The sequence below is a fragment of the Nonomuraea cavernae genome, from assembly GCF_040655715.1.
Lineage (GTDB): Bacteria > Actinomycetota > Actinomycetes > Streptosporangiales > Streptosporangiaceae > Nonomuraea > Nonomuraea cavernae_A.
Window position 1 is genome coordinate 105,830 of record NZ_JBFAKL010000023.1, and the last position, 12,322, is coordinate 118,151.

Sequence of the window (12,322 nt, forward strand, 5' to 3'; positions counted from 1 at the left end):
CACCCTGATAGTTAATAATAGTAATCATAGCATAGATGAGGTTTCGGACATCGATCCAGCGAGTAGGTGCGGGCATGAACGGCTACCTCGATCCCGAGCTCACCGAGCTCGCCCGGTCGCTGGTCCCGACCGACATCGGCGATCCAGTGGCGGCGCGCGAGCGGCTGGCCCGGGCCCGCGCCGCCCGCCCCGAGTTCGTGACGCCTCCCGGGCTGGTCCGGGGTTCCCTGACCGTGCCCGCGAACGGCTCGCGCCCGGCGGTCCGCTGCCTGACCTTCCAGCCCGTCGCCCAGGCGGGCGCGCGGCCGAACGCCCCGGCGGGTGCCCCGGCGGACGCACGGGCCGACGCACGGGCGGACGGGCGGGGGGCGATCGTTTACCTGCACGGCGGGGGGTTCGTCATGGGGGACGCCGACGGCGATCCCGTCCTGCCGGCGCGGCTGGCCGAGGCCACCGGCGCTCTCGTGCTGTCGGTCGACTACCGGCTCGCCCCCGAGCACCCCTACCCGGCGGCCGTGAACGATGGGTGGGCCGTGCTGCGCCACGTGGCCGAGCGCGCCGCTGACCTCGGCGTCGACCCGGCGCGCGTCGTCGTGGCGGGAGCGAGCGCAGGCGCCTGCCTCGCCGCCGCGCTCGCCGTGAAGGCGCGCGACGAGGATGGCCCGCGGCTCGCCGCCCAGCTGCTCGACATCCCCGTGCTGGACGACCGGGCGATCACGCCGTCGTCGCGGCTGACGGACAGCCCGATGTGGAACCGCGCGAACCTGCTCGACAGCTGGCGTCACTACCTTCGCGACCTCCCACCGGGCCAGGCGGTTCCGCCGTACGCCGCGCCCGCCAGGGCCGCCGATCTGTCCGGGCTGCCACCAGCGTACGTCTCGGTGTGCTCGCTGGACCCGCTGCGCGACGAGGGCATCGCCTACGCGCAGCGGCTCACCGACGCGGGGGTTCCCACCGAGTTGCGGCTCTACCCGGGCACCTTCCACGGCGCGGTCAGCACCTTCCCGGACACCTCCGTCACCCGGCGCGCCCGCGCGGACCTTCTCGCGGCGGCCCGCCGCCTGCTGTCCGTGACGTGACCGCCCGCCCAGGCAGCAGCCCGTTCGAACAGAAGGAGATGCGATGACCACGTCCCGGCCGCCCACCAGCGGTGCCGCCGCTGAACCGGACGGACCTGTCAGAGCCCGCGGCCTCGACGGACCCAACGGCGATCCCCTGGACGCGGTGCGGGGGATCGTGCCGCTCGTGATCGAACGAGCCGGGCAGGCCGAGCGTGACGTCCGCGTCGACGACGAGGTGATGGAGCGGCTCGTCGCCGCGGGCACGATGACGCTGATGGCGCCGCGCGAGTACGGCGGCGCCGAGGCCGAGCCGTCGGTCCTCATCGACGTCATCCAGGAGCTGTCCCGGGCCGACGGCTCGACGGGCTGGGCGGTGATGGCGAGCATGAGCGGCACCGGCACGATGCTCGCCCTGCTGCCCGAGCAGGGCGCCCGCGCGATCGCCGGGAGCCCGAACCCGATGTGCGCCGGCCAGGCTCCTCCGGCGGGCACCGCGCGGCGCGTGCCGGGCGGGTTCGAGGTGCGGGGCCGGTTCGCGTTCGCGAGCGGGTCGTCGCACGCGGGCTGGTTCCTCGGCGGCTACCGCGTCCTCGACGAGTCGGGCGAGCCGGTGCTCGACGCCGCCGGCCGGCCGTCGACCGCGATCGGCGTCGTCCCGCGCGCCGGGGTGGAGCTGCTCGGCGGCTGGGACGTCATGGGGCTCGTCGCCACCGGCAGCTACGACTACGAGGTCGTGCCGCAGTTCGTCGATGAGGGCTTTCTGCGGGTCGACGGCATGGACGCGCTGCGCGGCGGCCCGCTCTACACCATGGGCCTGAAGTCGTTGCCGGGCGTGGGGCATGCCGCCTTCGCGCTCGGCGTGGCGGAGCGGGCCCTGGAGGAGTTCGCCGTGCTGGCGGCCGTGAAGAAGCGGCCTCCGTCGGGCCTGCTGAACGGGAACGTCGCCGTGCAGCGGGACGTCGCGCAGTGGACCGCGCGCTACCGGGCGGCCCGCGCGTTCACGCACGACGCGTTCACCCGGCTCTACGAGGTCGCGCGCGACGGCGGCGAGCGGACGCCGGCGCTGCAGGCGGACTGCCGGGTGGCCGCCACGCACGCCGTCTACACGGCCGCCGAGATCACCCGCGAGGTCTATCTGGCCTCCGGCAGCGAGGGATTGCGCGACGGCCACGCCATCCAGCGCTGCTTCCGCGACGCCCACGCCGCCAGCCAGCATCTGTTCACCGCCGAGCACACCTACGTCGACGCCGGCCGGATCTACCTCGGCACCCCCGGACTGACCCCGCGGCACACCGAGGTCATGACCTACACGTTCGCGCCCCCGCTGCCGGCCTGACCGCGGCCCGCGACGGGAGCCCCCGCCCTGCGCGCACATGGCGATGACCTGCCCGGCGGGCGGGCAGGTCATCGGACGGAGCCGAGACGAATCGGCGAGGTCACCGGCGGAGGCGACGCGAATCGGCGGGAGCGGCGCGAATCGGCCGGGGCGACGCGGATCGGCCGGGGCGACGCGGATCGGCGGGGTCACCGGCCCATGCAGGCGTCCTTGATCCGTTCCAGGTCGTCGATCTCGCCGACCGGCGAGCTGACCACGACCTTGCCGATGTCGATCACCGTCACGTGGTCGGCGACGTCCACGGCCGCCTCGACGGCCTGCTCGACGAGCAGGATGGCCAGGCCGGATTCCTTGAGCGCCGAGACGCGCGCCATGACCTCGGCCACGACCGACGGCGCCAGGCCGCCCGACGGCTCGTCCAGCATGAGCAGGCGCGGCTTGGCCATCAGGGCCTGGCCGATGGCCACCATCTGCTGCTGGCCGCCGGACAGCGATCCGGCCGGGTCGTCGCGCTTGTCGTGCAGGATCGGGAAGAGCTCGTAGATCCTGCCGAGCTCGTTCTCCAGCGCCCTGCGGCGGAGTTTCAGGCTGTAGCCGCCCAGCAGCAGGTTCTCGCGGACGGTCTGCGTGCGGAAGACGCGCTTGCCCTCCTGGACGTAGCTCACGCCGAGGGCGACCCGGCCGTGGGCGGCGACGCTCTCCAGCGACCGGCCGTCGTAGGTCATCGTGCCGCCGTGCACCGGGTTGAGCCCGGCGACGGCCCGCAGCGAGGTGGTCTTGCCGGAGCCGTTGCGGCCCAGCAGGACGGTGATGCGGCCGGGCCAGACCTGGAACGAGACGTCCCAGACGGCGCGCAGGTCGCCGTAGCCGGTCGCCAGGTGCTCGACCGTGAGCAGGGGGTCGGTCATCGGATTTCCTTCGCTGGAGACCCCGGGCTTCAGGCGTGGGGAGGAGGTCACGTGGTCTCCTGTCGGGCCGCGGCCGAGATGACCGAGTCGTCCAGCTGCACGTCGGTGTCACTGGCGCCCAGGTACTCGTCGCGTACGCGGGGATCGTTCGCGATGTCGGACGGCGTGCCGGAGGCCAGCACCGAGCCGCGTGCCAGGACCACGATCTCGTCGGCCAGTGACAGCACCAGGCCGAAGTTGTGCTCGACCAGGATGATGGTGCAGCCGGCGTCGCGGATCCGGCGGATCACCCCGGCCAGGGTCTCGACCTCGCCCTCGTCCAGGCCGGACGCGGCCTCGTCGAGGAGCAGCACCTTGGGCTCGGCCACCAGGGCGCGGGCGACCTCCAGCATCCGTCGCATGCCGAGCGGCAGCGTGACCGCCTCGGTGTCGGCCACGTCCTCCAGGCCGACCAGCCTGAGCATCTCGTCGGCCCGCTGCCGGTCGCGCCGCTGGATGGCCCGGAAGCGGGGCGTGCGCAGGATCGCGGCGGCGAACGACATGCCCTCGACCGTGTAGCGGCCGGAGGCCACGACGTCGCGGACCGTGATGCCCGGCGGGATCAGCGGGGTCTGGAACGTCCTGGCCACGCCCAGCCGGGCGATGCGGTGGGTCGCCGCCGTCCGGATCGGGGTGCCGTCCAGGGTGATCTCGCCCGCGTCGCGCCGGTAGTAGCCGCAGACGAGGTTGAGCAGGGTCGTCTTGCCGGATCCGTTGGGGCCGATCAGCGCCGTGACGCGGCCGGGTTCGGCGCGCAGCGACACGTCGGTGAGCACCTGGTTGCCGCCGAAGGCCTTGGACACGGCGGTGGCCTCCAGCAGGCCGCCGTCGATGCGGTGGATGGCCTCGCCGTCGCCCGCCTTCGACGGCCCGCGCCCGGCGAGGCCGGCGGCCCGGTCGAGGCGGGCGACGAACGTGCGGGCCACCCCGGCGACTCCGCCGCTCATCAGGACGCCGCCGATGAGCAGGAACAGCCCGAAGAAGACCAGCGAGTACTCCTGGAAGCTGTCGGACTGGGAGCTGGCGTACTCGACGACCGCGGCGCCGAGGATGGCGCCGTAGACGCTGACCGACCCGCCCAGGATGGAGGCGGCCAGCGCGCCCGTCGCGACGTGGAAGCCGAACGCCTCCAGGGACACGAACAGGTCGAGGTTCGCGAAGAGCGCGCCGGCGAGACCGGCGGGGATGGCGCCGGTCGCGTAGCCGCTGAGTTTGACCCGGAAGACGGACATGCCGACCGAGGAGGCCAGCACCGGGCTCTGCTTGAGCACCTGGAACGCGATGCCGTGACGGGACGCGATGATGTTGCGGAACGCCGCGAACCACAGGATCGTCACGGTCACGACGGTCAGGTAGAAGTGGGTCGGCGTGAGCTCGAACCCCAGCAGGGTGGCGCCGGGGATCCCCGACAGGCCCAGCTGGCCGCCCGTGTGCTCTTCGAAGATCGACACGATGTCGGGCACCAGCAGGACGAGGAAGAACGACGTCATGGCCAGTGACCAGGAGCCCAGGCGCAGGCCCGGGATGCCGGTGATGATCCCGACGACGAGGGCCGCCAGGCCGGCGGCGAGCAGCTGGACCAGGATGTCGGTCACGCCCGCCATCGCGATGATGCCCGCGGTGTAGGCGCCGGCCGCGTACATGGCCACCTGGCCGATCGCGAGCTGGCCGGCGTATCCGAGCGAGAGGTTGAGACCGCTGACGATGAGCGCGAGGATGAGCGTCAGCTCCACCTGCCTGGTCACCGAATATTCGGGCTGCAGGGCGGGGAGCACCAGGAGGAACACTCCCAGTGTCGCGGGATAGACCCACGACGGCACCGCCCTGAGCGTCTTCCACCAGTTCACCGTCGTCAAACCGTCCGTTCCTGTGTCTGACCGAACAAGCCCGTCGGGCGGAGCATCAGCACGAGGATGAGGATCAGGAAGACACTCAGGTTGCTGAACTCCGAGCCGAGATACCGGGCGGCGTGCTCCTCGACCAGGCCGACCACGAAGCCGCCGACCAGTCCGCCGTAGAAGCTGCCGAACCCGCCGATGGCGAGGGCGACGAAGCCCTTGAGGGCGAGCGCCGATCCGAGCGTGGCCACGGCGAAGGTCTTGGGCCCGATGAAGAAGCCCATCAGCCCGGCGAGCAGGCCGGTGATGGCGAACGCGGCGAACGCGAGCTTGCGCACGTTGATCCCGCGCAGCACGGCCGCCTCGTCGTCCTGTGACATGGCGACGATCGCCAGGCCGCTCATCATCCGGCGGTTGTAGAAGTGGATGACGGCGACGAGCACGACGGACAGCACGATCAGGCCGAGCTCGAAGGAGTAGAGGCGTCCGCCGAAGAGGGTGATCGCCTCCTTGGCGCCGAAGAACGGGACGTCCAGCGGCTGTGACCCCCAGATGAGCTGGGCGAGGCCGGTGAGCACGGTGCCGAAGCCGAGCGTCGTGATCAGCTGGGTCTGGTGGTCGGCGACCGGGCGGACCGCGACCCTCTCCAGGATCGCGGCCACGAGCATGACCACGATCATCGCCAGCCCGACGACGACGATCGCGGGCAGTCCGAGGGTCACATGGCCGGTGTACGCGACGAAGGCGCCGATCATCATCAGCTGCGCCTGCGCGAAGTTGAACGAGCGCGACGCCACGAAGACGATGTTGTAGCCGATCGCCACCAGCGCGTACACCGCGCCAAGCGACAGTCCTGCGTAGATGAGCGTCATTTCGCTAATTTCCCGGCGAGCCCAGCTGGCCGTTCACGATGGGACCCGGCGCGGCGAAGGAGTGGGTGTCGACCGGGAGCTTCGGCTCGTGCGAGTCCGCCGAGTACGGGTAGGTCGCGTAGATCGCGGTACCGGCGCCCTCGGTTACCTTCGGGTCCTCCAGCGCCTTGGCCATGGCCGCCGGGTCGGCGCTGCCGGCGCTCTTGGCCGCGGCCGCGATGAGCAGGATCGCGTCGTAGCTGAGGCAGTTGTTCATCGACCCGTTGATCTTGCCGATCGCCGTCATCGCCTTGACGGCCTTGTTCGTGGCCTCGGCCGCCGGGTCGTACACCGTGCTCTTGGTGACCTCGAGCGTGAGGTTCTTCAGGTCCGGCGAGCCGAGCAGGCCCACGGGCGGCTCCTGCGTGATCAGCGGCGTGGAGGACACCGACGTGTCGCCCAGCAGCGGGACGTCCCAGCCGAGCTTGGTGATGCCCTTGAGGACGTAGCCGGCCGGGGCTCCGTAGGCGTTGAAGACGACCACGTCGGGGGCGGCGTCGCGCAGGGTGGAGATCTGGGCGGTCATGTCGAGCGCGGCCGAGTCGTACTCGACCGCGACGACCTCGTAGCCGGCCTTCTTGAAGGTGGTCTCGGACAGCTCGCCGAACGTCTTCGCGTAGGCGGAGTTGCCGTGCAGGATGCCGATCTTCTTGTAGCCCTTGGCCTCGAACTCCGGCAGGTAGCCGTCGACCACCACCTGGGGCGAGGCGGCCAGGTTGAACGCCAGCGGGTGCTGCTTGGGGTCCGCGGTCGCCGGGATGTTGGCGGCGTTCATGAAGAGGATCTTGTTCTGGTTGAGGATCGGCGCGACGGCGGCGCTGACGTTGGAGCCGGCGCCGACGATGTAGGCGTCGGGCTTCTTCTTCGCGAGCTGCGCCCGCAGCGCGCTCAGCGCCTTCGTCGGGTTGGCGTTGTCGGGCGATTCCAGGAGCTGCACCTGGCGTCCGTTGACGCCGCCGGCCGCGTTGACCGTCGCGACTCCCGCCTTCGCCGAGACCAGGGCGGTCAGCAGCTGGTCGGTGACCGGTCCGGCGTCGGCGCCCGCGCTCATCATGATGACGAAGGGTTCGTTCGCCTCCGTCGCTCCCGCGTCGTCCGACGTGCCGCACGCGGAGAGCACCAGCGTCGCGGCGGCGAGCAGCGCCGCCCACCGAGCCTGTCGAGCCTTCATCGGATCCTGCCCATCTTTACTATGATTGAATCCTATAAATCATAGGCTGGCATGTGTGAGGCCCCGGTGGCAATGCGTCAGGCGATAAATTCGCGGACGATCACCAGGTCAACCCGGAGTCAGGCGCGTGGTCTGCTCGGCGACGGCGACCAGCGAGGTCCCTGCCGACCACATGACGACCCTGCCGACGGCGGTGCGCCCGGCGCACGCCACCAGGCTCACCTCCAGCAGGATCCACTCCGCCACCGGCCCGCCCAGCACGCGCAGCGAGGCGCTGACCGTGGCGACCCGGGCCAGCCAGGGAAAGGCCCGGCGCAGCAGGTAGGGCACATGGTCGCTGACCACCGCCAGCCGCACCTCGCCGGCCAGGTCGCAGCGCACGCGGGCCCACAGCAGCGCCGACCCGGCGACGCCCGTTCCGGCCTCCTCATGGGCGAGGCGCACGTCGAGCAGGCCCGCCGTCGAGGTGCCGGGCCCCGACAGGTACGAGCGCTCGGGGCAGTCCTCCGGCGGCGGGACGCGGGGCGGCCCACCGGCGTGCGCCACGGGCCCGGCCGCCGCCGGTCCGGCCACCGCCGTACCGGTGAGGGCCGTCCGCCCGCCGTCCACGGCGTCGAGCCGGTAGTGCCCGAGCGACCGGCCCGCCGCGAGCAGCTCGCAGCCCACCTCCAGCCGGGCGCCCTCGGCGACCGGGCGCAGATAGCTCACCGACAGGTCGCTCAGCCGGCGGCCCGCCGACCGCTGGGCGACCTCGGCGAGCAGCCCGAGCCCCCAGCCGCCGAAGAGGATGCCGTGGGCGCAGATCTCGGCGCCCACCGTCACGCCGGCCCCGGCGTCGAGGCCGCCCCGGGGCCAGCCGGGGGTGCTCACGGCGTCGCCTGACCGCTGCCGTGGGCCCCGCCGCCGTCTCCGTCCGCGACGGGCGCGCGCAGCTCGCCCTTCAGCACCTTGCCACTGGCGTTGCGCGGCAGCGTGGCGACGAACTCGACGATCCGCGGCACCTTGAAGTTCGCCATCCGCTCGCGCGCCCAGGCGATGATCTGCCCGGCGTCGGCCTCGGCGTCCCTGCGCGGCACGACGTAGGCCTTGGGCACCTCCCCCAGCCGCTCGTCCGGCACGCCGACGACGGCGACCTCGACGACCGCCGGATGGCGGGCGAGGACCTGCTCCACCTCGGCCGGCGACACGTTGAACCCGCCCACGAAGAACAGGTCCTTGAGCCGGTCGGTGATCTTGAGGTTGCCGTCCGCGTCGAGCGTCCCGATGTCGCCGGAGCGTAGCCAGCCCTCGGCGTCGATCGCCTCCTCGGTGGCCGCCGGGTCCTCCCAGTAACCGGGCGTGACGTTGGCGCCGCGGATCAGCACCTCCCCCGGTTCGCCGGCAGGCAGGTCCCGGCCGCGAGGGTCGACGATCCGGAGCTCGATGCCCGGCAGGGCCCGGCCGTTGCTGCGGGCGATCACGTCCGCCGAGTCGCCCGCGCGGCACATGGTGGCCGTGCCGAAGCACTCGGTCATCCCGTACGCGGTGATGAAGTGCTCGAACGGCAGCTCCGAGCGGGCGCGCTCGACCAGCGCCACCGGCACGACCGCCGCCCCGGTGGCGGCCACCCGCAGCGAGCCGAGCTCGTACGCCTCCCGCTCGGGACTCTCCAGCAGTGAGTAGTAGATCGTGGGCGAGCCGTTCATGACCGAGACGCGGTGCGCCTCGATGAGCCGCATCGCCTCGACGGGGTCGAAGACCGCCATCGGCACGATGGTCAGGCCGTGGAGGAGGCTCGTGATCATCCCGGCCTTGTTGCCGCCCGTATGGAAGAACGGCAGCGTGACCAGGTAGCGGTCGCCGGGCCGCAGCCCCCAGACGCGGCCGTACGTCTGGTAGAGGTCCAGCGAGGGGCCGTGCGGGATCGTCACTCCCTTGGCCCGCCCGGTGGTGCCCGAGGTGAAGATCACCTCCGCCAGGTCGTCCGGCTCCACCGCCAGCGCCGCCTCCCGGGCGGCCTCGGCGGGCACCCGTTCGCCGAGGGCGAGGAACCCGTCCCAGCCGAGCAGGCGCGGGTCACCCGGCGCGCCCGCGCCCAGCATGTCCACCACGACGAGATCGTCCAGGGACGCGCCGCCCTCCTCATCCGGCTCGCGGACGACACCGGCGTAGTCGTAGCCGAGGAAGCCGCCGTCGACGAGAACCGCCTTCGCGCGCACCCGGGTCAGGATCTCGCGGGCCTCGGGGCCGCGGTAGCGGGTGTTGACGGGGACGACGGTCGCGCCGGCGCAGTGCAGGCCGAGCGACGCGACGATCCAGCGGTGGGAGTTGGGCGCCCACAGGCTCACCCGGTCGCCGCGTTCGATTCCGAGCGCGATGGCGGCGCGGGCGACCTGCAGGGCCGCCTCCAGCAGCTCGCGGAAGGTCAGCTCGGTCTCGCCGTCGACGACGGCGAGCCGGTCGCCGAAGCGCTCGGCGCTGTCCATCAGCATCCGGGGGATGGTCCGCTCCCCCACCCTCTCACCGCTCATCGGCCGGCGAACTTCGGCTCGCGCTTCTCGACGAAGGCGCTGAGCCCCTCGCGGAAGTCCTGGCTGCGTGACGAGATCTCCAGCGAGTACGCCTCGGCCGGCAGCTGCTCGCGCAGGGCGGCGTCGGCGGCCTGGTTGATGAGGGCCTTGGTGAGGCCGAGCGCCACCGTGGGCCCGGCGGCCAGCCGGGCGGCGAGCGCGCCGGCCGCCTCACCCGCCTCCCCTTGGCCGGTGACCTCGTGGACGACGCCCCACTCGTGCGCCGTGGAGGCGTCGAGACGCTCGCCGAGCATGAGCAGCCGGCGGGCCCGCAGTGGCCCGACCGTCCGCGTGGTCAGCCAGGTCGCGCCGCTGTCCGGCGTCATCCCCCGGGTGACGAACGGCTGCCAGAAGGTGGCCGTGGAGTCGGCGACCACGAAGTCCGCGGCGAGCGCGAGCTGGAACCCGATGCCGACCGCGTAGCCCGTCACCGCGCACACGACCGGGATCTGCAGCTCACAGAGCTGGGGGATCAGCCGGTGGGCCTGGGAGGGCAGCCGGCGCTGGATCGCCCCGGGCCGGGGGCGGGTGCCCTGGCCGGCGTTGCGCCCGACGATGTCGAAGCCGCTGCAGAAGTCGCCGCCCGCTCCGGACAGGAGCACGGCGCGCACCCGCTCGTCGTTCTGGGCGAGCTCGAGCGCGTCGACGAGCGCGCGCAGCGATCGGTCGTCCAGCGCGTTGCGCCTGCGCGGATCGTTCAGGCGCAGCGTCAGGACGCCGCCGGTCAGGTCGATCTCGACTCCGCCGACGGAAGGGTACTCACTCAGCATGCAAGCATTATAAAGATGGACTCTTGCCGCGCCAGCCTACCCATACGCTTATTGCTATCTTTACAATGATTAAGCCGTAAGAGGTTGATGAGAGGATGGCGATGAGCACGAGCGTTCCCACCGAGGGCGGGCCCCCCACCCCGCCTTCGGCCGAGCGGCACGACCGGTCACTGGTCGAGCTGCTGGACGACCTCCCCGCGCTCGACGACACCATCGTGGTGCACTCGACCGCCGGCACCCTGAGCCACGCCGGGCTGCGCGCCGCCGTATCGGCGGTGGCGGACGCGCTGACCAAGGCCGGGGCGGGTCCGGGCCATCCCGTGGGCGCGCTGGTCGGATCGGGCATGACCGGGGTCGTCGCGATGTTCGCGGTCTGGACGGTGGGCGCCGTCTACATGCCGATCAACCGCCGCGGCACCGGCCGTGAGGTGGCCGACCTCATCGCCGACACCCCCGTCAGCCTGCTCCTCGGCACCGCCGACGACCTCGACCGCCAGACCGCCGAGGTCCGCGACCTCGGCCTCGGCGACCTCGGCCGGCTCGGCATGGTGGAGCTCGACGAGACGACGTGGAGCGCGGCGGTCCGGCGACCGGTGAGCGCTCCGGCCGCGTCCTACGACGGTGACATCGCCCTGGTCCTGCGCACCTCGGGCACCACGGGCAAGCCCAAGGCCGTGCTGCTGCGTCATCGCAGCACGATCGACGCCCTCGACTCCAGCCTGCGCAAACTGCGCAGGCGTGGTCCCGGCCCCCGTGAGACGCGGCCGACGATCCGGGTCAACCTCATCCCGCTGTCGCTCGCGCTCTGGGCGGGCATCTTCAACACGCTGTTCTCGCTCCGCGCGGGGTTCGGCGTCGTGCTGCTCGACCGGTTCACCCCGCCGGGCTTCGCCGCCGCCGTCCGCACGCACCGGCTCAAGTCCACGGTGCTCGCGCCGGCCATGATCACGATGCTCTGCGACAGTGACGAGATCGACACGCTGGAGCCGCTGGAGATCGTCCGGTCCATCACGGCGCCGCTCTCACCGGCCACCGCCCGGCGCTTCCACGAGCGGTTCGGCGTCCTCGTCCTCAACTCGTACGGGCAGACCGAGCTCGGCGGCGAGGTCGTCGGGTGGACGATCGAGGACATCCGCGGCTTCGGCACGGAGAAGCTCGGCGCCGCGGGCCGCCCCTACGACGACGTCGACCTGCGCGTCCTGGACGAGAACGACGAGGACGTCGCACCGGGTGAGCTCGGCCACATCCACATCCGCTCGCCGTTCCGGATGCGCGGCTACGCCGCCGCCGACGGCTCGTCCGAGCCGCCGGGCGACGACCGGATCGTGGACGGCTTCCTGCGCACCGGCGACATCGGCCGGCTGGACGCCGACGGCTTCCTGTGGATCGAGGGAAGGGTCAGCGATATGATCAACCGCGGCGGTCTCAAGATCTTCCCCGACGAGGTCGAGGAGGTGCTGCGGCGCCACCCCTCCGTGCGTGACGCCGCGGTCGCGGGGGTGCCCGACCGCCGCCTCGGCGAAGTGCCCCACGCCTGGATCGTGCCCCAGTCAGGAGAGATCGACGCCGTGGCGCTCGAAGCCTGGTGCCGCGAGCACCTGGTCGCCTACAAGGTGCCGGTGGCCTTCGCCGAGGTCGAGACGATGCCCCGCTCCGACGTGGGCAAGCTGTTGCGCCGGCAGTTGCGGGCCACTGTGACTCCGCCGGAAGTTACGCTGTAGTCCTAATGATTGTATGAT

10 protein-coding genes are annotated in these 12,322 nt (G+C 72.0%); 3 read left to right on the forward strand and 7 right to left on the reverse strand.

Going from position 1 to position 12,322, the window contains the following annotated elements:
- Positions 1-35 precede the first annotated feature (35 nt).
- Together AB0I38_RS29185 and AB0I38_RS29190 are read left to right on the forward strand one after the other, a co-directional pair.
- Positions 36-1,079 carry an alpha/beta hydrolase gene (locus AB0I38_RS29185; RefSeq protein ID WP_358483397.1) on the forward strand — a complete coding sequence of 348 codons (1,044 nt, stop codon included), beginning with the start codon at positions 36-38 and terminating at the stop codon, positions 1,077-1,079.
- Between the two features lie 43 nt (positions 1,080-1,122).
- Entirely contained in the window at positions 1,123-2,397 is a 1,275-nt protein-coding gene (locus AB0I38_RS29190) for an acyl-CoA dehydrogenase family protein (RefSeq protein ID WP_358483414.1), read from the forward strand.
- 188 nt (positions 2,398-2,585) lie between these two features.
- On the opposite strand, the gene AB0I38_RS29195 is transcribed toward AB0I38_RS29190, so the two are convergent.
- From AB0I38_RS29195 to AB0I38_RS29225, 7 genes are all read right to left on the reverse strand, one after another.
- On the reverse strand, positions 2,586-3,305 hold the full coding sequence (locus AB0I38_RS29195) for an ABC transporter ATP-binding protein (protein ID WP_358483433.1): 720 nt from the start codon (positions 3,303-3,305) through the stop codon (positions 2,586-2,588).
- Between the two features lie 47 nt (positions 3,306-3,352).
- Positions 3,353-5,191: a branched-chain amino acid ABC transporter ATP-binding protein/permease gene (locus AB0I38_RS29200; protein WP_358483747.1), complete on the reverse strand. Its 1,839-nt coding sequence runs from the start codon at positions 5,189-5,191 to the stop codon at positions 3,353-3,355.
- Positions 5,192-5,196: 5 nt separating this feature from the next.
- Complete coding sequence (locus AB0I38_RS29205; protein WP_358483446.1) at positions 5,197-6,054, reverse strand: branched-chain amino acid ABC transporter permease; 858 nt, start codon at positions 6,052-6,054, stop codon at positions 5,197-5,199.
- Between the two features lie 4 nt (positions 6,055-6,058).
- On the reverse strand, positions 6,059-7,264 hold the full coding sequence (locus AB0I38_RS29210; RefSeq protein ID WP_358483457.1) for an ABC transporter substrate-binding protein: 1,206 nt from the start codon (positions 7,262-7,264) through the stop codon (positions 6,059-6,061).
- A 108-nt stretch (positions 7,265-7,372) separates the two neighbouring features.
- Positions 7,373-8,134: an acyl-CoA thioesterase domain-containing protein gene (locus tag AB0I38_RS29215; RefSeq protein WP_358483469.1), complete on the reverse strand. Its 762-nt coding sequence runs from the start codon at positions 8,132-8,134 to the stop codon at positions 7,373-7,375.
- Positions 8,131-9,774 carry a FadD3 family acyl-CoA ligase gene (locus tag AB0I38_RS29220; protein WP_358483478.1) on the reverse strand — a complete coding sequence of 548 codons (1,644 nt, stop codon included), beginning with the start codon at positions 9,772-9,774 and terminating at the stop codon, positions 8,131-8,133. The genes AB0I38_RS29215 and AB0I38_RS29220 overlap by 4 nt, the downstream gene beginning before the upstream one ends.
- Positions 9,771-10,583: an enoyl-CoA hydratase/isomerase family protein gene (locus tag AB0I38_RS29225; RefSeq protein WP_358483484.1), complete on the reverse strand. Its 813-nt coding sequence runs from the start codon at positions 10,581-10,583 to the stop codon at positions 9,771-9,773. The genes AB0I38_RS29220 and AB0I38_RS29225 overlap by 4 nt, the downstream gene beginning before the upstream one ends.
- Before the next feature lie 101 nt (positions 10,584-10,684).
- Between AB0I38_RS29225 and AB0I38_RS29230 the strand changes: the two genes are divergently transcribed.
- Positions 10,685-12,304 carry a class I adenylate-forming enzyme family protein gene (locus AB0I38_RS29230; RefSeq protein WP_358483491.1) on the forward strand — a complete coding sequence of 540 codons (1,620 nt, stop codon included), beginning with the start codon at positions 10,685-10,687 and terminating at the stop codon, positions 12,302-12,304.
- Positions 12,305-12,322: the final 18 nt, after the last annotated feature.

What these genes read in the sequence shown, in the direction of transcription:
- AB0I38_RS29195 (WP_358483433.1), bottom strand. Translation starts at nt 3,305, where the DNA reads ATGACCGACCCCCTGCTCACGGTCGAGCACCTGGCGACCGGCTACGGC.
- AB0I38_RS29230 (WP_358483491.1), top strand. Translation starts at nt 10,685, where the DNA reads ATGAGCACGAGCGTTCCCACCGAGGGCGGGCCCCCCACCCCGCCTTCG.
- AB0I38_RS29210 (WP_358483457.1), bottom strand. Translation starts at nt 7,264, where the DNA reads ATGAAGGCTCGACAGGCTCGGTGGGCGGCGCTGCTCGCCGCCGCGACG.
- AB0I38_RS29225 (WP_358483484.1), bottom strand. Translation starts at nt 10,583, where the DNA reads ATGCTGAGTGAGTACCCTTCCGTCGGCGGAGTCGAGATCGACCTGACC.
- AB0I38_RS29185 (WP_358483397.1), top strand. Translation starts at nt 36, where the DNA reads ATGAGGTTTCGGACATCGATCCAGCGAGTAGGTGCGGGCATGAACGGC.
- AB0I38_RS29205 (WP_358483446.1), bottom strand. Translation starts at nt 6,054, where the DNA reads ATGACGCTCATCTACGCAGGACTGTCGCTTGGCGCGGTGTACGCGCTG.
- AB0I38_RS29190 (WP_358483414.1), top strand. Translation starts at nt 1,123, where the DNA reads ATGACCACGTCCCGGCCGCCCACCAGCGGTGCCGCCGCTGAACCGGAC.
- AB0I38_RS29220 (WP_358483478.1), bottom strand. Translation starts at nt 9,774, where the DNA reads ATGAGCGGTGAGAGGGTGGGGGAGCGGACCATCCCCCGGATGCTGATG.